The 18,862-nt window shown below is 65.3% G+C and carries 19 protein-coding genes; 10 read left to right on the plus strand and 9 right to left on the minus strand.

Annotated elements, in window-relative coordinates:
• The 3 genes from WAQ08_RS07445 to WAQ08_RS07455 all read left to right on the plus strand — a co-directional run.
• Window positions 1–667 (plus strand): PhoH family protein (locus tag WAQ08_RS07445; RefSeq protein WP_422190510.1); only part of this gene is annotated, 667 nt, incomplete at its 5' end.
• Between the two features lie 9 nt (window positions 668–676).
• On the plus strand, window positions 677–1,120 hold the full coding sequence (ybeY, locus tag WAQ08_RS07450) for an rRNA maturation RNase YbeY (RefSeq protein ID WP_422190512.1): 444 nt from the start codon (window positions 677–679) through the stop codon (window positions 1,118–1,120).
• Window positions 1,121–1,345: 225 nt separating this feature from the next.
• On the plus strand, window positions 1,346–2,182 hold the full coding sequence (locus tag WAQ08_RS07455) for a hypothetical protein (RefSeq protein WP_422190514.1): 837 nt from the start codon (window positions 1,346–1,348) through the stop codon (window positions 2,180–2,182).
• A gap of 543 nt (window positions 2,183–2,725) precedes the next feature.
• On the opposite strand, the gene WAQ08_RS07460 is transcribed toward WAQ08_RS07455, so the two are convergent.
• The 5 genes from WAQ08_RS07460 to WAQ08_RS07480 form a co-directional block, all read right to left on the minus strand.
• Window positions 2,726–4,150 (minus strand): EAL domain-containing protein, encoded by a 1,425-nt coding sequence (locus WAQ08_RS07460; protein ID WP_422190516.1) that lies wholly within the window; start codon window positions 4,148–4,150, stop codon window positions 2,726–2,728.
• 391 nt (window positions 4,151–4,541) lie between these two features.
• The gene (locus tag WAQ08_RS07465) at window positions 4,542–5,651 is read right to left on the minus strand and encodes a homocysteine S-methyltransferase family protein (RefSeq protein ID WP_422190518.1); all 1,110 of its coding nucleotides are present in this window, start codon (window positions 5,649–5,651) and stop codon (window positions 4,542–4,544) included.
• 64 nt (window positions 5,652–5,715) lie between these two features.
• Window positions 5,716–7,788, minus strand: coding sequence for a putative bifunctional diguanylate cyclase/phosphodiesterase (locus WAQ08_RS07470; RefSeq protein WP_422190519.1), 2,073 nt, complete (start codon window positions 7,786–7,788; stop codon window positions 5,716–5,718).
• Window positions 7,789–8,185: 397 nt separating this feature from the next.
• Window positions 8,186–8,461, minus strand: coding sequence for a DUF3567 domain-containing protein (locus WAQ08_RS07475; protein ID WP_422190521.1), 276 nt, complete (start codon window positions 8,459–8,461; stop codon window positions 8,186–8,188).
• Window positions 8,462–8,646: 185 nt separating this feature from the next.
• Window positions 8,647–9,240 carry a glutathione peroxidase gene (locus tag WAQ08_RS07480; RefSeq protein ID WP_422190523.1) on the minus strand — a complete coding sequence of 198 codons (594 nt, stop codon included), beginning with the start codon at window positions 9,238–9,240 and terminating at the stop codon, window positions 8,647–8,649.
• A gap of 188 nt (window positions 9,241–9,428) precedes the next feature.
• Here WAQ08_RS07480 and WAQ08_RS07485 point away from each other — a divergent pair, with 188 nt between their 5' ends.
• The 3 genes from WAQ08_RS07485 to WAQ08_RS07495 are packed head-to-tail and all read left to right on the plus strand — an operon-like array spanning window position 9,429 to window position 11,975.
• Window positions 9,429–9,977: a hypothetical protein gene (locus tag WAQ08_RS07485; RefSeq protein WP_422190525.1), complete on the plus strand. Its 549-nt coding sequence runs from the start codon at window positions 9,429–9,431 to the stop codon at window positions 9,975–9,977.
• Complete coding sequence (locus WAQ08_RS07490) at window positions 9,956–10,732, plus strand: hypothetical protein (RefSeq protein WP_422190527.1); 777 nt, start codon at window positions 9,956–9,958, stop codon at window positions 10,730–10,732. The genes WAQ08_RS07485 and WAQ08_RS07490 overlap by 22 nt, the downstream gene beginning before the upstream one ends.
• Window positions 10,733–10,754: 22 nt before the next feature.
• Window positions 10,755–11,975 carry a hypothetical protein gene (locus WAQ08_RS07495; protein WP_422190529.1) on the plus strand — a complete coding sequence of 407 codons (1,221 nt, stop codon included), beginning with the start codon at window positions 10,755–10,757 and terminating at the stop codon, window positions 11,973–11,975.
• Window positions 11,976–12,098: 123 nt separating this feature from the next.
• Here the strand turns inward: WAQ08_RS07495 and WAQ08_RS07500 are convergent, their stop codons facing one another.
• From WAQ08_RS07500 to WAQ08_RS07515, 4 genes are read right to left on the minus strand one after another with little or no spacing between them, the layout of a single operon-like run.
• Complete coding sequence (locus WAQ08_RS07500; protein WP_422190531.1) at window positions 12,099–13,679, minus strand: NAD(P)(+) transhydrogenase (Re/Si-specific) subunit beta; 1,581 nt, start codon at window positions 13,677–13,679, stop codon at window positions 12,099–12,101.
• Complete coding sequence (locus tag WAQ08_RS07505; protein ID WP_422190533.1) at window positions 13,680–13,988, minus strand: NAD(P) transhydrogenase subunit alpha; 309 nt, start codon at window positions 13,986–13,988, stop codon at window positions 13,680–13,682. It abuts the gene before it with no gap.
• A gap of 33 nt (window positions 13,989–14,021) precedes the next feature.
• A complete protein-coding gene (gene panD / locus WAQ08_RS07510; protein ID WP_422190535.1) occupies window positions 14,022–14,384 on the minus strand; it encodes an aspartate 1-decarboxylase in 363 nt (120 codons plus the stop codon).
• Window positions 14,385–14,404: 20 nt separating this feature from the next.
• Window positions 14,405–15,520, minus strand: a complete 1,116-nt coding sequence (locus tag WAQ08_RS07515) for a Re/Si-specific NAD(P)(+) transhydrogenase subunit alpha (RefSeq protein ID WP_422190537.1) — start codon at window positions 15,518–15,520, stop codon at window positions 14,405–14,407.
• Between the two features lie 418 nt (window positions 15,521–15,938).
• On the opposite strand from WAQ08_RS07515, the gene WAQ08_RS07520 reads away from it, so the two are divergent.
• The 4 genes from WAQ08_RS07520 (at window position 15,939) to WAQ08_RS07535 (ending at window position 18,854) form a co-directional block, all read left to right on the plus strand.
• Window positions 15,939–16,523, plus strand: a complete 585-nt coding sequence (locus WAQ08_RS07520; protein ID WP_422190539.1) for an NUDIX hydrolase — start codon at window positions 15,939–15,941, stop codon at window positions 16,521–16,523.
• 48 nt (window positions 16,524–16,571) lie between these two features.
• Window positions 16,572–17,711, plus strand: a complete 1,140-nt coding sequence (gene mnmA / locus WAQ08_RS07525; RefSeq protein WP_422190541.1) for a tRNA 2-thiouridine(34) synthase MnmA — start codon at window positions 16,572–16,574, stop codon at window positions 17,709–17,711.
• Window positions 17,708–18,214 carry a PIN domain-containing protein gene (locus WAQ08_RS07530; RefSeq protein WP_422190543.1) on the plus strand — a complete coding sequence of 169 codons (507 nt, stop codon included), beginning with the start codon at window positions 17,708–17,710 and terminating at the stop codon, window positions 18,212–18,214. Before mnmA ends, WAQ08_RS07530 begins: the two co-directional genes overlap by 4 nt.
• 61 nt (window positions 18,215–18,275) lie before the next feature.
• Complete coding sequence (locus tag WAQ08_RS07535; protein ID WP_422190545.1) at window positions 18,276–18,854, plus strand: hypothetical protein; 579 nt, start codon at window positions 18,276–18,278, stop codon at window positions 18,852–18,854.
• Window positions 18,855–18,862: the final 8 nt, after the last annotated feature.

The raw sequence follows: 18,862 nt of genomic DNA on the forward strand, positions 1-18,862 counted from the left end.
CACGCCCAACCAGGTGCAGTACCTCAAGAACATCATGGGCCACGACATGAGCTTCGGCATCGGCCCGGCCGGCACGGGCAAGACCTTCCTGGCCGTGGCCTGCGCGGTCGATGCGCTGGAGCGCAGCGCCGTGCAGCGCATCGTGCTCACGCGCCCGGCCGTGGAGGCGGGCGAGCGCCTGGGCTTCCTGCCGGGAGATCTGTCGCAGAAGGTCGATCCCTACCTGCGCCCGCTGTACGACGCGCTGTACGACCTGATGGGCTTCGACCGCGTCACCAAGGCCTTCGAGAAGGGCCTGATCGAGGTGGCCCCGCTGGCCTTCATGCGCGGCCGCACGCTGAACCACTCCTTCGTCATCCTCGACGAGGCGCAGAACACCACGCCCGAGCAGATGAAGATGTTCCTGACGCGCATCGGCTTCGGCACCAAGGCCGTGGTCACGGGCGATGTCAGCCAGATCGACCTGCCCAAGGGCACCAAGAGCGGCCTGATCGAGGCGCGCCAGGTGCTCAAGCGCGTCAAGGGCGTGGCCTTCACGCAGTTCGGCGCGTCGGACGTGGTGCGCCACCCGCTGGTGGCCCGCATCGTCGAAGCCTACGACCGTTTCCAGAACACCCCCGAGCCGGCCGCGCCTGATGCCGCCGGCCACACCAAGCCTCACGCATAAGCCCCCCGCATGACGAAGCCGTCCCTCTCGCTCAGCCTGCAGTTCGCCGACAAGCGCCACCGCGAGCACCTGCCCCGCCACAAGGTGGCCCGCTGGATCCGCGCCGCGCTCGAATCGGACGCCGAGATCGCCGTGCGCCTGGTGGATGCTGACGAAGGCCAGGCCCTGAACCGCGACTACCGCCACAAGGACTACGCCACCAATGTGCTGACCTTCGACTACGCCACCGAGCCGGTGGTGATGGCCGACCTGATCATCTGCGCCCCCGTGATCGAGCGCGAGGCCCAGGAGCAGCACAAGACGCTGGAGGCGCACTACGCCCACATGCTGGTGCATGGCGCCCTGCACTCCCAAGGCTGGGACCATGAGGACCCCGAAGAGGCCGAGGCCATGGAAGCGCGGGAGCGCGAGATCCTGGCCGCGCTGGGTTTCGACGACCCCTACGCCCCGTGAATTCGCCGTCCGGAGATCCCGGGCGGAAATAACACACGAACAGGCGTTTTAAAATACCGCGCGATTTTCGAAAAATAACGGCGCGCATCAAACCGTGAATTGATCACGCGGTTTTACCCCCTTATTTGAGGGCCCTCAGGGAGCACCCTGTTACCAGCTTAACGGGGGATGAGAACAATCGAAGCCATCGACAACGCATTTCGATGCCAAGCCCGAGAGGTTTCGATGTCTGCCCTCCACAAATCAAAAATCTATACCCGCTACCACCGCCTGGACCATATTTCCGTGCAGGAGGTGCGCGAAATGTTCAAGGTGTTCTGCCGCTACTACGAGAACACCTCGCTGGAGCAGTTCATCTCGGATCTGGGCCGCAAATCGGGCGCCTTCATCATCCGCCGCAAGATCGACGACGCCATCGTCGGGTTTTCCACCATGGGTATTTATCACATGGAGGTGGACGGCAAGAAAATCCGCGGGATTTTCAGTGGTGACACCATCCTGGAAAAGGAATATTGGGGCAACCGCGCCATGAATGCCGCCTTCGTGAAAAGGCTGGTGTGGGAAGCGCTGAAGGATCCTTTCACACCGCAGTACTGGTTCCTGATTTCCAAGGGATACAAGACATTTTTGCTGATGTCGCGCAATTTCCCGGATTACTACCCGCACCCGGAGCACGAAAACGCGCACATGAAGCACATCGTGGAGGCCTACTGCGACAAGCTCTTCCCGGGCAAGCTGGACCGCGACGCGATGGTGCTGGATTTTGGCGAAGGCTCCAACTGCCTCAAGAGCGATGTCACGCCGATCACGGCGGAGCAGCGCCAGGAAACCGACATCGCCTTCTTCGAGCAGCGCAACCCGCAGTGGGCGCGCGGCACCGAACTGCCCTGTGTGGGGCGGGCGGATCTGGTGACCTTCTTCCAGGTGATCGCGCCGCAGGTGTTCAAGCTGCTGTTCAAGCCTTCGCGCTCGGGGGCTGGCTGGCGCCGTCGTCTGGCCAACCAGTGGGCCGATTCGAGCTTTGGCAAGGCGGTGGCTCGGCATCGGGCGACGATGGGGTGAGCTTTTGAAGCGTTTTCTCTAGGGGTGAAGAGTTTGGGGGCCTTCGGGCCCCCTTTTTTTTGGCGGCTTCGGCGTTTGGCTTTGGTTTTTTTGTTCTTGGCCTTGTTTGTTGTTCTTGGCTTGCGGTGGGCTGGCGCTTTGTCGAAGCAACGCAGGGTGCGGGATGTGGGGGCAGCCGGCCAGGCTTCTTTGTTGTCGGTCACGCCTTCGTCGTGACTGCCCTGCGCTGCTCACGGCGAGGTGGGGCCGCATAACTCGCTACGCGGCCCCCGGCCGCTGCGCTCAAACAGATGCGGCCAGTCAGATGAACGAAGCGCGCAAGGAGGGACAGGTCTGCCCCTGGCCTGTGGCCAGGGGATGGCGAGCATGTTTGAGGCCCGCAGGGCCGAGTTGCGCAGCCACCTGTCCCGTACGAGCACCGGAGAGCAGTCCTGCCAGAGGCAGGACCGCCAACATCGAAGCCCGGCCAGAGGCCCCCTCAGACCCCGCCCCGCGCTGCCTCGAAAAAACGATCAAACAACCGCAGGCAAAGGAGCAGAGGCCTCAAACGCCCGCCACACGCCCCCGCACAAACACCTCGAACTTGTCGATGGGCAAAGGCCGACTGAACAAATACCCCTGGTAAGCCTGACACCCGATCCCCGCCAGGAACGCCCGCTGCCCCTCCGTCTCCACCCCCTCGGCGATCACAGACAACCCCAACGTCTGCCCCAGACTCACCACCGTCTGCGCAATCGCCGCATCGTTCGGATCCGTCAGCACATCCCGCACAAAGGTCTGATCGATCTTGAGCTGGTCCAGCGGCAGCCGCTTCAGGTACGACAGCGACGAATACCCCGTGCCGAAGTCGTCCAGCGAGAACCCCACGCCCATCGCCTTCAGCGCCGTCATCTTCTCGATGGTGTCCTCCACATCGCTGACCAGCATGCTCTCCGTCAGCTCGATCTTCAGCCGTGTCGGGTCGATGCCATGGCGATCAAGCACCGCGCGCGTGCGCGCCACCATGTCCGGCAGGCGGAACTGCTGCGCGCTCACGTTCACGGCCAGCGTCAGCGAGGCAGTGTGCGGGTCCTTCGACCAGCGCACCAGCTGCGCACAGGCCTCGCGCATCACCCAGGCGCCCAGCGGCACGATCAGGCCGGTCTGCTCCGCCAGCGGGATGAACTCGCCGGGCGACACCATGCCGCGCTGCGGATGCTCCCAGCGCACCAGCGCCTCGGCACCCGTCACCTGGCCATCGGCCCCGATCTGCGGCTGGTAGTGCAGCACCAGTTGCTGCTCGTCCAGCGCGGTGCGCAGTTCATCCTCCATCTCGTTGCGCGCTGTCACGTCGGACTGCATCACGTGCAGCACCAGGTAGAGCGTGAGCACCGAGAAGATGTTGTTCACCCAGGTGCCCGACGCGCGCACGTCATCAGGCAGGGCATAGGGCGTGATGATGGCCGCGTCACAGCTGGCGAACACCACGAAGGCCGCCAGGAACAGCAGCGCCACCCCATGACGCAGCAGCGGCCGCTCACCACGGAACAGCAGGTAGGCACAGGCGCCCAATGACAGGTAGAAATGGTGCGTGGCACGCGGCACCTGGCCGCTGGGCACATCCAGGAAGACGCAGATGGCGCCGATCGCCACGAACAGGCCGCCCAGCAGCAACAAGCACGCATGGCGCAGGCTCTCGCGGCGGCTGAGCACCAGCGCGGCCGCACCGGTGGCCGCCATGGCCACGTCCAGCGCCACGATGAGCCACTGCCCCTTGAGCATGAAGAACACGGCCCAGCCCCCTGCGATCAGCATCAGCAGCAGGCTGCCCAGGGTGAGCATCAAGCGCATGCGGCGCCAGTGCTTGGCCGATGCCCCGTGGACATTGAGGAATGCGGACGCCCCGGCGTTGTCCGGCCACACCTGCCCCGGCCGCTGAGCGGCGGGCGAAGCCAAGCTGGGGCCGGCTTGCCACAGGGTGGTGGTCAAGCGGCGTAGGCCAGGGGGCACGGTACTTCCTTGGGTTCCTTGGGAACGGCACACCAGCCCCTTGCTGGCACGACCGAGGGTTTCGCCGGATCTATCGGCTCACCCAGGGTCGGCTTGAGATGTCGCTCCAGCCCGACGCCACGACAGCGGGCCAGAGCGTGCAACTGTCACAAGGCTCAAGGCTTGGGCAGCGGCTGCAGGTAGGGCCCCTTGGTGGTGGCGAACAGGTTCCACGCGAAGATGGCGGCGTTGGCCAGGGGCACGCCGTAGCTGTTCCACTCGTAGCGGTGGATAGCGTCGATCAGGCTCTCGCCGCCGCTGACCTGCGAAACCCCACGAATGAGTGTTAAGCGACAATCGCATTGGCGTTGGTCCGGAGTGCCGGCGAGTCTCAGGCGGCCAGGCCGCTCAGGAAACCGCGCACACCCTCGTCATGCAGGCAACGGGGCTTGTAGGCGCTCACGCGCTTGGCAATCTCGGCGATGTGCGCCGGCGTGGTGCCGCAGCAGCCCCCCGCGATGTTGAGGAAGCCCGCCTTGGCGAAGTCCTCCACCAGCGCGCCCGTCACGGGCGGGGTTTCATCGAAGCCGGTGTCGCTCATGGGGTTGGGCAGGCCGGCGTTGGGGTAGCAGCTGATGTAGGTGTCGCCGGCCACCTTGGCCAGCTCTTCGATGTAGGGCCGCATCAGCGCGGCGCCCAGGGCGCAGTTCAGGCCGATGGCGATCGGGTGGGCATGCCGCACCGAATGCCAAAAGGCGCTCACCGTCTGGCCCGACAGGATGCGGCCGGAGGCGTCCGTCACCGTGCCGGAGATGATGATGGGCAGACGCTCGCCCGTGTCCTCGAACAGCTGGTCGACCGCGAAGATGGCAGCCTTGGCGTTGAGCGTGTCGAAGATGGTCTCGATCAAGAAAACGTCGCTGCCACCATCCAGCAGGGCCTTGGCCTGCTCGTAGTAGGCCTGCTGCAGCGCGTCGAAATCGACGTTGCGGGCGCCCGGGTCGTTCACGTCGGGGCTGATGCTGGCGGTCTTGGGCGTGGGGCCGATGGCGCCGGCCACGTAGCGGGGCTTGTCGGGCGTGCTGTACTTCAGCGCCACCTCCTTGGCCAGGCGGGCGCCTTCAACGTTCATCTCGTAGGCCAACTCGGGCAGGTCGTAGTCTTCCTGGGCCACGGTGGTAGCCCCGAAGGTGTTGGTCTCGATCAGGTCGGCGCCGGCCTTGAGGTAGCCCTCGTGGATCTCGCGGATCACGTCCGGGCGGGTGAGCTGCAGCAGCTCGTTGTTGCCCTTGAGATCCTTGTGGTGCTCGGTGAAGCGGCTGCCACGGTAATCGGCCTCGCCCAGCTTGTACTGCTGGATCATCGTGCCCATGGCGCCGTCGAGCACCACGATGCGCTGGCGCATGATCTCGGGCAGATCGGCGGCACGGGTGTAGGGGCGGCGGGCCACCGGCGGCAGCGCGGCGGGGGCGGACGAATCGGGCGAAACGGGGGAACTCATGCCGCTATTGTAAAAAGGCCGTCAAGTCCGTGCCGGGCGCGACACGGACAAGGGCATCGCGGGCTCAGACCTCGGGCTCGATCAGCGAATCGCGGAAGCCCATCGGCGCACCATGATCGGGTCCTTCCTCGCTGGCCGCCCAGATGGCCAGGCGCTTGGCCGGCATCGGCTTGGCGTAGCGGAAGCCCTGCAGCGCGTCGCAGCCGATCTCCATCAGGATGCGCTCCTGCTCGGCGGTTTCCACGCCCTCGGCCACCACGTGCAGGCCCAGCGCATGGGCCAGCTGCACCACGGCCAGCACGATGGCATAGGCATCGCCTTCGGGCTTGAGGTCGTTGATGAAGCTGCGGTCGATCTTGAGCTGGCGCGCGGGCAGCTTGCGCAGGTAGCTCAGGCTGGAATAGCCTGTGCCGAAGTCGTCGATGGACAGGCGCACGCCCAGCGCAGCCAACTGGTCGAACATGCGCAGCGAGGTCTGCGTGTCCTCCATCGCGGCGGATTCGGTCACCTCGAAGGTCACCAGATCAGGCTCGATCTTGTGCTCGCGCAAGGCCTTGGCGATGCGCTCGACCAGGTCGTTCTGGCGCAGCTGGTGCATGGACAGGTTCACGGCCACGCGCATGCGCAGGCCTTCCTTCTGCCACTGCCGCATCTGACGGAAGGCATCGTTGATCACCCATTCACCCAGGGCGCCGATCAGGCCGAAGCGCTCGGCCACGGGGATGAACTGGGCTGGACTCACGGTGCCGCGCGTGGGGTGGTGCCAGCGGATCAGCGCCTCCACCGCGGCGGTCTGGCGGCTCTGGGCGTGGATCTTGGGCTGGTAGTAAAGCTCCAGGCCCTTGCCGCCCTGGTCCAGCGACTGGCGCAGATCCCGCTGCAGGGCGATCTGCATTTCGGCGTCGGTGGCCATCTCGGCTTCGTAGAAGCAGTGCACGCTGCCGCCGGCCCGCTTGGCCGCATACATGGCCGCGTCGGCATTGCCGATCAGTCGGCCGCGCGGCCCGTGGTCGGGGTGCATCACGATGCCGATGGAGCACGACAGGTGCATGCCTCGCCCATCGACCTCGAACACCTGCGACAAGGCATCACGCACGCGCATGGCCACCGCCGCGGCCGTGGCACGGTCGGGGTGGTTCTCCAGCAGCATCAGGAACTCATCGCCGCCCACACGGGCCACGACATCCCCCTGGCGGGCCACCTGCGACAGGCGCTGGCCCACCTGCTTGAGTACCTCGTCGCCCACGGCGTGCCCGAAGCTGTCGTTGATGGGCTTGAAACCGTCCAGGTCGATGAAGAGGATGGCCAGGCGGCGGTTGTTCTCTTGCGCGCGCAGCACGGCGCTGTCGAGTTGGTCTTCGAAGACCAGGCGGTTGGCCAGGCCCGTCAGCGGATCACGGAAGGCGATGTGCTTGAGCTGCTGGTTGGCCACCTGCAGCGAGGCGGCCAGCTTGTTGGTGCGCGATTGCGTGCGCGCATCCATGATCGAGGTCAGCAGGGTCATCGACAGCAGCAGCATCGCGGCAGCGCCCACCATCACGCCCAGGGTATCGCCCCCCAGCGCGCTCGACGACATGCAGACCGAGCCCAGCGGGAACGAGGCGGCGGCCATCCCGGTGTAGTGCATCCCAGAGATCGCCACGCCCATGACCACGGCAGCCACGATCTGCCAGATCAGGGCCGGCAGGCCCTGCAGCTTGCGCAGCCAGAAGAAGATCAGCAAGGCCACGGCCGAAGCGCCCACGGCGATGCCGGCGGACGCGCCCACCAGGCGCCAGTCCCAGACGATGCCGGGGTTCATCTCCATCGCGTGCATGCCCAGGTAGTGCATCACGCAGATGCCCGCCCCCATGGCCATGGCCCCGCCCGTCAGCCGCAGGCAGGTGAGCTTGTGCCGGCTGGCCACCCACAGTGCCATGTAGGACACGCCCACGGCCGCCAGGGCCGACACCAGCGTGAACAGCACGTCATAACCGATGGCCACCGGCAATCGGAAGGCCATCATGCCCACGAAGTGCATGGCCCAGATGCCCAGGCCCATGGTGACCGAACCACCGATCAGCCAGGCCCGCGCGATGGCGACATCCGCCGTGCGCACACGTTTGGCCAGATCCAAGGCCACGAAGGAGGCAAACATCGCCATCAGGACCGATGCCGCAACGGTCCCCATTTCGTAGCTGGACGGCATGAAATTGACTTCACCGACCATGTACCCATTCCCAGAATGGCGCGCCGCTGCGCCATCACCCTGGCAGTTTCGGCTTTTTACAAGTCATCTTGAGCAGGAAACAGGCCGTAAAAGCGCCCTGTTTGCCCAAAAATGCGGCGAAATTGGGAAGACCGGCCACCAAAGGGCGGGCTTACGCCAAGCAGGGATCAGAGGATCGGAAGGAGGGCAGGCGACGAACGCTCCCGCGTCTGCCTGTATGGCTGGCACCTGGTAACTGCCAGGGCATGGCGCCGAGCGCCCATGAGTCAGGAAACTCAGGCCTGCAGCCGCCCCGTGGTGGACAACGGCAGCCCGGCCCGTCAAATCAGTGCATCACCACGGGCTGCTGCGCCATGCCGGCGTAGCGCTCGAGGTAGGCATCGAACTCTTCGATGCTGGGCGAGGATTCGATCAGTGCTTCCACGCCTTCCTTGAAGGATTCGGCCAGGGCACCTTCGATGAAGATCTCCTTGCGGGCGAACTTGTCGACGATCTCGTAACCACCGCGCGTGAGCGCCTGGGCCAGGTGCAGGCCAGCCTGTTCGGCGGCCATGTCGATCTGCACGACGGCGTAGTTGTCAGAGTTGTAGAGCATGTGCATGGACGGTACTCCAGATCCTGTCTTGGTCTGACAGGGAGGTGGGGCCCCATCGCCCGTTCTCAAGCCCATCATTGACTCCAGATTCGGCCCCGTCACTCCCCGACTTGAGGGCCGATCAGTGCGTGGTCGGGGGGGGTGTGGTGTATTGCACAACCACAGTGGCTGTTGGCGTGACTTCCAGCCGTTCAACGCGGCGCGGCCAGGCGTTGTTCGATCTCGCGGACCAGATCGGCATCGTCTGGCGCGGTCATGCTGCTGTAGGCCGTGACGCTGCGGCCATCACGCGACACCACGTACTTGTAGAAGTTCCACTTCGGCGTGGTGCCGCTCTGGCGGATCAACTCGGCATACAGCGGATTGGCGCCATCGACCTTGACGGTGCTCTTGGCGAACATCGGGAATTTCACCCCGAAAGTGTTCTCGCAGAACTCGGCGATCTGCTTGGCCGAGCCCGGCTCCTGGCTGCCGAAGTCATTGGACGGGAAGCCCAGCACCACCAGGCCGCGGTCCTTGTACTTGGCGTACAGCGCCTCCAGACCCTTGTACTGCGAGGTGAAGCCGCAGTAGCTGGCGGTGTTAACCACCAGCAGCACCTTGCCGGCGTACTGGCAGAGGGACTGTGGTTTTTCGTCCTGCAGGCGGGGGAAGGTCTTGTCCAGCAGCGCGGGGCAGGCCGCAGCCGCCTTGGCCGGGGCGGCTGCGGGCGCCTGGGCATTCGCGCCCCCCAGGCCAAGGGCCAGGGCCGCGGTCAAAACAGGCAGAACGACACGTGTATGCATGCTTCGGATGATGGCACGACCAGCCGCGCAGACGTCCGATTTTCTTTGTCCGAAATTGTTTGTAGACCTGCCCCAACGGCCCCCTATTTCTAGGGGACCAGCCCCCCGAATCGGCGCCGCCCTTGCCTCGACAGCCAAGGTGGTGATATTTCACAATGTTTACAGAACATGATTCCCCAGGACCATAGATGACCCTCCGTTCTTCCGCATCTGCCGCCTTCCGTGCCCGCCCGCTTGTCATCGCGGCCGGCCTGACCGCCCTGTTCGCCGGCGCAGTTCCCGCCCTGGCCCAGAGCACATCCCCCGCAGACGAGCAGTACCGCCAGGCTCTGTACCAGCGCGAAACCGGCGAGCCCTACACCGCCATCGAAACGCTGGAAAGCCTGCTGTCGGCCAACCCCACGCTCAACCGCGCGCGGATGGAACTGGCCGTGGCCTACTACCGCACGCTGAACTTCGCACGCGCCAAGGCCGAGTCGCAGCGCGTGCTCGATGACCCGCAAACGCCCGAGAACGTCAAGCTGTCGGTGCTGTCCTTCCTCAAGCAGCTAGAGCTCGAAGAAAAGGCCGCGTTCGAAAAGCCGCACAAGTTCGAGCCCAACGTGGCATTGGGCCTGCTATACGACAGCAACGTGAACGCCGGGCCGGACAACGCCCTGATCGGCCCCGGGCTCCTGCTCACGCCCCGCAGCCTCAAGACCTCCGCGACTGGGGCATGGTGGGACAGGCCGGCCTGACGCACACCTGGCTCAGCCCCTCGCCCGTGCGGGTCGGGCAATCGACCGCGCGCTTCGGTTGGGTCAGTCAGGCAGGTCTGTACTACAAGGGCTACAACCAAGAGCATGACTACGACCTGGGCGTCGTGACCCTGGCCACCGGTCCCACCCTGATCGTGGGCAGCGCCTGGCGCGGCAACATCAACCTGCAGGTCGATCACCTCACCTTCGGCGGCGACACCCTGGGCGTGTACACCTCGCTCAGCCCCTCCGTCTCGGCGCGCATGGGCATCAACGGCGAGATCACGGGTGATCTGCAGTGGGTGCGCCGCGACTTCAAGCGCAGCATCGATGTAGGCCGTGACAGCAACTACCGCTCGTTCGGCTTGGCCTATGGCCACCTGTTCAACCGCGGCCAACTGGCCGTGCAGGCTGGCGGCCGCTGGTTCGATGAATCGGCCGACACCGCGCGTTTCAGCAACGACGGCTACGAATACTTCGTCGGGGCGCGCCTGCGCGCCTGGAACGGCGGCGACCTGTTCGCCCGCGCCGCTTGGCGCCGTGCCCGCTTCGACGGCGTTGAGCCCCTCTTCAACGCAGCCCGCCGCGAAACCGAGCGCCGCGTCGAACTCGGTGCCAGCCACACCTTCCAGACCGGCTGGCTGGAAAAATGGCAGTTCTCGGGCACCGTCACCAATGTCCACAACAAGGCCAACCTGAGCCTCTACGGCTATGACCGCGACACCGTGCAAATCACGCTGGGCCGCGGGTTCTGAGCACTCACACAGGAGCAGTCCCATGAACACCACTTTCCGCCTTTCCACCGTGGCCCTGGCCGCCGCCCTGTGCTGGCAGGCCTCGGCACACGCCACCGCCACGGAAGCCCAGATGCGCAGCATCACGCTGTACGGCAATGTCAGCATCCAGGAAGACTCCACCAACAGTTGGGGCCCCTGGGCTGAGTTCGATCCCACCGCCGCAGGTGACACACAGCCGGTAGCCGCACCGCGTGCGGCCACCGATCCATACCGCCCGCTGGCGCAAACAACCACCAACACCACGCCGCCGGTGACGCAACCTGTGCCGCCCCCATGCGCTTCGGGCGGCCTCTGCGGCTTCGGCATGTTCGTCGTCGGCGATCCCAATGACTTCGAAGACCGCCCCGAGCGGACAGATGTCCAGGCTTTCCGTCTGAATGGCAACATTGTCCAGGCGGCGCAATCTGAAGGTGAAGGGGGCTCGGCGCTGTTGCCCCAAGTCATCGGGTTGAACGCCACCGTGCTGTCAAACACGAACGTGCCCTTCCAGCTTTCGACATCCGGCGATCTCACATTTACCTCCGGCACCAGCCCCTACCTTGGCGAAACACCCGGCAACTTCTACTATGGCAACAACGGTGTCTATGCGATCGGCCAGGATCCGCAGAAGGTCGGCACTGGCTATTCGCCTGAGCAGATTACCGCCACCCACTTCAAGCTGGTGACGTATGTGAAGGGCCCGCAAGGCTCTGTTCAAGGCAGCTGGGGCGTGATCGGCTACACCACCCCCGCAGCGGATATGGAAGCCCTGCGCGGCACCGCACAGGCAAACTACAACGGCAGCGACCACTACGGCAATGCGGTCGCCATGCTGGTCAACTTCAATGGCGGCGCCAACGGTCAAGGCTCCTGGTCCGCTACCTGGAACGGCGGTTCTGACGGCACCGTGTCCACGCAAGCCTCAACCAGCGGCACCATCCTGACCGGCCAGGTGGGTTTCACCGCTGCAGGGACGATCCAGGGCTCCACCTTCACGTCTACATCCGTCGGCACCAACGATGCCCGCGGCAGCGTGACAGGCTTCGTACAAGGTGCCTTCTTCGGCCCCAATGCCGCCGCCGCCGGTGGCGTGGTCGACATCACCAAGACCATGCAGCCTTCGCCGCAGCAGCAACCCACTGCCGTGCAGGTTAACCCCGGCCAGGGCTACACCGGGCGCTACGTGGCTCCGTTCATCGCCACGCGCAACAACGGCGACTGAAACAGCGATCCACCGCGTCGCCAACAACGCGGGGACAAAACATGAAGGGGCCCTTTCGGGCCCCTTTTGCATGGAAGCTGCGGGTGATTCAGCGCAGCGACTGCCGCCGCCGCACCATCCACATCACTCCACCGCCTTGACCATCTCTTCGACCACCTTCTTGGCGTCGCCGAAGACCATCATGGTCTTGTCCATGTAGAACAGCTCGTTGTCCAGGCCCGCGTAGCCGGAGGCCATGGAGCGCTTGTTCACGATCACCGTCTTGGCCTTGTAGGCCTCCAGGATGGGCATGCCGTAGATCGGGCTGCCCTTGACGTGCGCCGCCGGGTTCACCACGTCGTTGGCGCCCAGGATGATGGCCACGTCGGCCTGGCCGAACTCGCCGTTGATGTCTTCCATCTCGAAGACCTGGTCATACGGCACCTCGGCCTCGGCCAGCAGCACGTTCATGTGGCCGGGCATGCGGCCCGCCACCGGGTGGATCGCGTACTTGACGGTCACGCCCTTCTCGGTAAGCTTGTGGGCCAGCTCCTTCACGGCGTGCTGCGCGCGGGCCACGGCCAGGCCGTAGCCGGGCACGATGATCACGGTTTCGGCATTGCCCAGCACAAAGGCGGCGTCATCAGCGCTGCCGCTCTTGACGGGGCGCTGCTGCTGCGCGCCACCGGCGGCGGCGGCACCCGCCTCACCACCGAAGCCGCCCAGGATCACGTTGAAGAACGAGCGGTTCATGGCCTTGCACATGATGTAGCTCAGGATCGCGCCCGAGCTGCCCACCAGTGAGCCGGCAATGATCAGCATGGAGTTGTTCAGCGAGAAGCCGATGCCCGCCGCCGCCCAGCCCGAGTAGCTGTTGAGCATGGACACCACCACCGGCATGTCGGCGCCGCCGATGGGGATGATGATCAGCACGCCCAGGATGAAGCTCAGCGCCAGCATGGCGAAGAAGGCATCCCAACGCTCGGTGGCCATGAAGACCAGGCCCAGGCCGATGGTGGCCAGCGCCAGCACCAGGTTCAGCATGTGCTGGCCCTTGAACTGCACGGGCGCGCCCTGGAACAGGCGGAACTTGTACTTGCCGCTGAGCTTGCCGAAGGCGATGACCGAGCCGCTGAAGGTGATCGCGCCGATGGCCGCCCCCAGGAACAGCTCCAGACGGTTGCCCGCGGGGATCTGGCCCACGCCCGTGGACACGGCGGCGGCTTCGACCACCACCGGCGACGGCACGATGGCATCGAGCTGCAGCGTGCCGATCTGGGCCGACACGGCCACCGGGTCACCCACGGCGACCACTTCCTTGACGACGGCCGGGATCAGGCCGAAAGCGGCCGGCTCGGCCACCACGGCCACGGCGATGAACACCGCGGCCAGGCCGATCATGCTGTGCATGAAGGCCACCAGCTCAGGCATCTTGGTCATCTCGACGCGCTTGGCCATGATCGAGCCCGCGCCGCCACCGACCACGACGGCCGCCAGCACATAGGCCATGCCTTCATTGAAGTTGACAGGCAGGTTGAAGGCGGCACGCAGATGCTCTGCCTGTCCGTGGATCAGGCCGATGGTGGTCAGCACGGCGATCGCCATGCCGGTCATGCCGAAGACGTTGCCGCGGATGGACGTGGTCGGGTGGCTCAGGCCCTTCAAGGCCTGGATGAAGAACACCGAGGCGACCAGGTACAGCAGGGTGATGAGGTTCATGCTCATTTACTTGGCCCCCGCCTTCTTGTCTTTCTTCTTGAACATTTCCAGCATGCGGCGGGTGACCAGGAAGCCACCGAACACGTTCACCGCCGCCAGCGCCACGGCCAGCACGCCCATGGTCTTGCCCAGGGGCGTGACGGTGAGCGCGGCGGCCAGCATGGCGCCCACGATGACGATGGCCGAGACCGCGTTGGTCACGGCCATCAGCGGGGTATGCAGGGCGGGGGTCACCGTCCAGACCACGTGATAGCCCACATAGATGGCCAGCACGAAGATGGTGAGGTTGGTGACGACGTGGGAGATGGCTTCCATCGTTGTCTTCTCCAGATGTTTTGGGGAACTAAATCAGAACTTGCGAATCTCTTTGATACGGTTCTCGGCGTCCAGCAGCACCACCTTGGGCTTGTAGCCGGCAGCGTCGGCCTCACCCATGGGGCCGTAGGTGCAGATGATCATCAGATCACCCACGTGGGCCTTGCGGGCCGCCGCGCCGTTGAGCGAGATCACGCCCGAGCCGCGCGGCGCCTTGATGATGTAGGTCGAGAAGCGCTCGCCGTTGTTGATGTTGTAGAGCTCGATCTGCTCGAACTCCTTCATGTCGGCCGCTTCGAGCAGGTCTTCGTCGATGCCGCAGGAGCCTTCGTAGTGAAGGTCGGCCTCGGTCACGGTGGCGCGGTGCAGCTTGGCCCGCAACATCATGCGTTGCATATCAGTCTCTCAATCCAGGATCAGGCGCGCAGCAGCTGACCGTCGCGACACATCAGGCAAGCCTTGACGATGTCGTCCTCCAGGTCCACGTGGAACTGGCCTTCTTTATTGAGGACCAGCTTGAGGAAGTCCAGCACGTTGCGCGCGTACAGCGAGGACGAGTCCGCCGCCACCAGGGCGGGCAGGTTGGTTTCACCGACCAGGGTCACGCCGTGCTTGACGACGATCTTGCCGGGCTCGGTCAGCGGGCAGTTGCCGCCGGCCGGGGCCGCCAGGTCAACGACGACCGAACCGGGCTTCATGGCCTTGACCATGTCTTCCGTGACGAGCACGGGCGCGGCGCGGCCGGGGATCAGGGCCGTGGTGATGACGATGTCGGCCTGGGCCACGCGCTTGGCGACCTCGACCTTCTGCCGGTCGAGCCAGCTTTGCGGCATCGGGCGGGCGTAACCGCCCACGCCTTCGGCGGCTTCCTTCTCTTCGACCGTTTCGTAGGGCACCTCGATGAACTTGGCACCCAGCGATTCGACCTGCTCCTTCACGGAGGGGCGCACATCTGACGCTTCGATCACGGCGCCCAGGCGCTTGGCCGTGGCGATGGCCTGCAGACCGGCCACGCCCACCCCCAGGATCACGACACGGGCGGCCTTGATGGTGCCGGCAGCCGTCATCAGCATGGGGAACAGGCGCTGGTACTTGTCGGCGGCGATCATCACGGCCTTGTAGCCGGCGATGTTGGCTTGCGAGGACAGCACGTCCATGCTCTGCGCACGGGTGGTGCGCGGCGCGGCCTCCAAAGCGAAGGCGGTGAGCTTGGCGTCGGTCAGGGCCTGCAGCCCTTCCTTGTCGAAGGGGTTGAGGATGCCGACCAGCGCGGTGCCCGGCTTCATCTGGGCGAGTTCGGCCGCTTGCGGCGAACGCACCTTGAGCACCAGGTCGGCACCCAGGGCGCCGGCGGCGTCGGTGATCTCGGCACCCGCGGCCACGTAGGCCTCATCGGTGGCGCTGGCGGCGATGCCGGCACCGGATTGAACACGGATGGTGTGGCCCTGGGCCTTGAGCTTCTTGACCGTCTCGGGCGTGAACGCCACACGGGTCTCGCCCGCGACAGTTTCCAGGGGTATGCCGATGAGCATACGTGGGTCTCCTAGGGGTGGATGCCCGCCCCGGCGCGGGGCTGGGGGCGAGAGTCTGTGTGTGTCAAAGTGGAACACGGCAGCATACACAGGTTTGCGCCGTGTTCCGTAGCTTGCGCATGCGAATGCGGTCTGTCCATCGTCGTGGCAGACAAAAACATGACAATCAATGTTGTCAGTTTGCAATCATACCTGAGTGCTGCATGGCAGCAGCTGCGGGCCCCTTTGCGACCGTCTTCGCGACAGATCCGGTCGGATCGCCGTGAGATCCCTGCCAGATCAGCACCTGAACGCAGCCCGTCAGCCATCAAACTGTCATGCACGTTTCCCGACAATCGCGGATAATGCCGGGTTCATGAAACCAGCCGACGCTGGCCTGGAAGCTGCCCCATCCGCTGATCCGAAGGGAAACGCACTGATGTCACCGGTGTCTGCCACCCCGTTGCAAGCCCCCAAAGCACGTTGGAAACCCAACGTGACGGTGGCTGCCGTGATCGAACGCAATGGCCGTTTCCTGCTGGTCGAGGAAGACACGTCCGACGGCCTGCTGCTGAACAACCCGGCCGGCCACCTGGATCCGGGCGAGACGCCCGAGCAGGCCGTGGTGCGCGAAACGCTGGAAGAAACCGCCTGCCGCTTCACGCCCGAGAGCTTTCTGGGCATGTTCATGTCACGCTTTCGGCGCACGCGCACGGGTGAAGACACCACCTACCTGCGCCTGACCTACGTCGGCAGCGTCTCGGAGCCCGATCCCACCCTCACACTCGATGAGGGCATCATCCGCACCGTGTGGCTCACAGCCGCCGAGATCCGCGGCCAGCCCGAGCGCCTGCGCAGCCCGCTGGTGCTCGAATGCATCGAGGCCTACCTGGCAGGGCACCGTTACCCGCTGGGCATCGTCAGCGCGCACGACAGCCTGTTCTCGCCGCCGGTGTCGCCGGTGGCCGCGGCAACAGCCACTGCGGTGCCCCCCTCCTCCACGCCGCCAGCCCGCGTGGCCTGATCGTCCGGCGCAGTTTCCGGCACACTCTTTTCTCTCTTTCCTTGCATCATGAAGCGGTACCGCGTGGTGGTGGGCCTCAGTGGCGGCGTTGATTCCGCCGTCAGCGCCCACCTGCTCAAGCAACAAGGCCACGAGGTGGTCGGCATCTTCATGAAGAATTGGGAAGATGACGACGACAGCGAGTACTGCTCGTCGCGTCAGGACTTTCTGGATGCGGCCAGCGTGGCCGACGTGCTGGGCATCGAAATCGAGCACGTGAACTTCGCGGCCGACTATAAAGATCGCGTCTTCGCCGAGTTTCTGCGCGAGTACCAGGCCGGGCGCACGCCCAACCCTGATGTGCTGTGCAACGCCGAGATCAAGTTCAAGGCGTTTTTGGACCACGCGATGCGCCTGGGCGCCGAGAAGATCGCCACCGGCCACTACGCCCGGGTGCGCGAGGTGGACGATGCCACCTTCGCTGGCGGCTCGCGCTTCGAGTTGATCAAGGGCCTGGATCCGCTGAAGGACCAAAGCTACTTTTTGCACCGCCTGAACCAGGCGCAACTGGCCAAGACGCTGTTCCCGGTCGGTGAGCTGCCCAAGACGGAAGTGCGCCGCATCGCGGCCGAGATCGGCCTGCCCAACGCCAAGAAGAAGGATTCCACCGGGATCTGCTTCATCGGCGAGCGGCCCTTCCGCGAGTTCCTGAACCGCTACCTGTCCAACCAGCCCGGCCCCATCCTGGATGACAAGGGCCGCAAGCTGGGCGAGCACGTGGGCCTGAGCTTCTACACCCTGGGCCAGCGCAAGGGCATCGGCATCGGCGGCGTGAAGGACAAAAAGGCCGCGCGCGGCGGCGGCGAGCACGAGCCCTGGTTCGTGGCCCGCAAGGACATGGCCAAGAACACGCTGTACATTGTGCAGGGCCATGACCACCCCTGGCTGCAATCGCACACGCTGGGCGCCGATGAGCTGAGCTGGGTGGCCGGCAAGCCGCCCACGGATCACCCGCCCGCGCTGGCCGCCAAGACGCGCTACCGCCAGGAAGACGCTGCCTGCGAAGTGACGGGCACCACGCCTGGCCACATCGAGCTGCGCTTCCCCGAGGCGCAATGGGCCGTCACGCCCGGCCAGTCCGTGGTGATGTACGACGGCGAGGTGTGCCTGGGCGGCGGCGTGATCACCGGTTCGGGCCAACCGGCATGAGCCTGATCGTATCGAACGCGACGGTGCCTGCCAACGTGGCGCCTGATGCCACCGTCACGGCCGAACCCGCCATTGTCATCCTGGACACCAACGCCCTGCTGGACTGGCGTGTGTTCAAGGACCCAGCCGCGCACCCTTTGGCCGCCGCCCTGGCCGCCGGCACGATGCGCTGGATCGCCTGCCCCTCCATGCAGACCGAATGGCGCCACGTGTGGCCGCGCTCGGTGTTCGAACGCTGGCAGCCGGATCCATCGCTCACCACCACTGTGTTCGAGCACGCGCACATGGTGGACGAGCCCCCGCGCGGCCCGCTCAAGTGCAAGGATCCGGACGACCAGGTCTTCATCGACCTGGCGCTGCACCTGAACGCACAATGGCTGTTCACGAAGGACGCCGCGCTGCTCAAGCTGGCCAAGCGCGCCCGGCTGCGCGGCACGCAGGTGCTGAGCCTGCAGCAGTGGGTAGCATCAGCAGCACAGGCGCCCTCGCTACCATTGGCCTGACATCACCGATCACGCATCACGGGCCCGCCCCATCGGCCCGGGTTCAGACAAAGCACACACCATGTCGACAACGTTGTCCCGCCGCATGGCCGGCCGCCTCCTGCTCACCGGCGTGATCGCCACGCTGGCCGCCTGCGCCAGCATGCGCACGGCCCTGGCGCCCAGCACTGTCGAGATCTCGCGCGACGAGCTGCTCAAGAAGCTCGGCCAGCAGTTCCCGATACGCAACCAGATCCTGGACGTGTTCGACGTGACGGCCAACGCGCCGCGCCTGAACATGCAGCCCGACGCCAACCGCGTGCTGGCCGACATCGACCTGAGCGCGACCGACCGCTGGTTCAAGCGCCAGTACCAGGGCTCGCTGTGGCTGAGCTTCGGCCTGCGCTACGAGCCGCGCGACCAGACCATCCGCCTGGCCAATGTCACCATCGACAAGGTCAGCATTCAGGGCCTGCCCGACAGCTACCAGCGCCAGATGACCAAGCTCGGCTCGTGGCTGACCGAGGAGCGCCTGCAGGACTACGTGGTGCACCGCTTCACGCCGGAAGAGCTCAAGCGTGCCGACGAGCAAGGCCTGACGGTCGCCGACATCAAGATCACCCAACGCGGCCTGGCCATCAAGCTGGCGCCCAAGTCCTGACACCGCCC

The organism is Aquabacterium sp. (genome assembly GCF_049274795.1).
Taxonomy (GTDB): Bacteria; Pseudomonadota; Gammaproteobacteria; order Burkholderiales; family Burkholderiaceae_C; genus Aquabacterium.

What these genes read in the sequence shown, in the direction of transcription:
- panD (WP_422190535.1), bottom strand. Translation starts at nt 14,384, where the DNA reads ATGCAACGCATGATGTTGCGGGCCAAGCTGCACCGCGCCACCGTGACC.
- WAQ08_RS07535 (WP_422190545.1), top strand. Translation starts at nt 18,276, where the DNA reads ATGTCGACAACGTTGTCCCGCCGCATGGCCGGCCGCCTCCTGCTCACC.
- WAQ08_RS07475 (WP_422190521.1), bottom strand. Translation starts at nt 8,461, where the DNA reads ATGCACATGCTCTACAACTCTGACAACTACGCCGTCGTGCAGATCGAC.
- ybeY (WP_422190512.1), top strand. Translation starts at nt 677, where the DNA reads ATGACGAAGCCGTCCCTCTCGCTCAGCCTGCAGTTCGCCGACAAGCGC.
- WAQ08_RS07490 (WP_422190527.1), top strand. Translation starts at nt 9,956, where the DNA reads ATGGTGGGACAGGCCGGCCTGACGCACACCTGGCTCAGCCCCTCGCCC.
- WAQ08_RS07520 (WP_422190539.1), top strand. Translation starts at nt 15,939, where the DNA reads ATGTCACCGGTGTCTGCCACCCCGTTGCAAGCCCCCAAAGCACGTTGG.
- mnmA (WP_422190541.1), top strand. Translation starts at nt 16,572, where the DNA reads ATGAAGCGGTACCGCGTGGTGGTGGGCCTCAGTGGCGGCGTTGATTCC.
- WAQ08_RS07470 (WP_422190519.1), bottom strand. Translation starts at nt 7,788, where the DNA reads ATGTTTGCCTCCTTCGTGGCCTTGGATCTGGCCAAACGTGTGCGCACG.
- WAQ08_RS07500 (WP_422190531.1), bottom strand. Translation starts at nt 13,679, where the DNA reads ATGAGCATGAACCTCATCACCCTGCTGTACCTGGTCGCCTCGGTGTTC.
- WAQ08_RS07480 (WP_422190523.1), bottom strand. Translation starts at nt 9,240, where the DNA reads ATGCATACACGTGTCGTTCTGCCTGTTTTGACCGCGGCCCTGGCCCTT.
- WAQ08_RS07515 (WP_422190537.1), bottom strand. Translation starts at nt 15,520, where the DNA reads ATGCTCATCGGCATACCCCTGGAAACTGTCGCGGGCGAGACCCGTGTG.
- WAQ08_RS07505 (WP_422190533.1), bottom strand. Translation starts at nt 13,988, where the DNA reads ATGGAAGCCATCTCCCACGTCGTCACCAACCTCACCATCTTCGTGCTG.
- WAQ08_RS07465 (WP_422190518.1), bottom strand. Translation starts at nt 5,651, where the DNA reads ATGAGTTCCCCCGTTTCGCCCGATTCGTCCGCCCCCGCCGCGCTGCCG.
- WAQ08_RS07495 (WP_422190529.1), top strand. Translation starts at nt 10,755, where the DNA reads ATGAACACCACTTTCCGCCTTTCCACCGTGGCCCTGGCCGCCGCCCTG.
- WAQ08_RS07485 (WP_422190525.1), top strand. Translation starts at nt 9,429, where the DNA reads ATGACCCTCCGTTCTTCCGCATCTGCCGCCTTCCGTGCCCGCCCGCTT.
- WAQ08_RS07530 (WP_422190543.1), top strand. Translation starts at nt 17,708, where the DNA reads ATGAGCCTGATCGTATCGAACGCGACGGTGCCTGCCAACGTGGCGCCT.
- WAQ08_RS07455 (WP_422190514.1), top strand. Translation starts at nt 1,346, where the DNA reads ATGTCTGCCCTCCACAAATCAAAAATCTATACCCGCTACCACCGCCTG.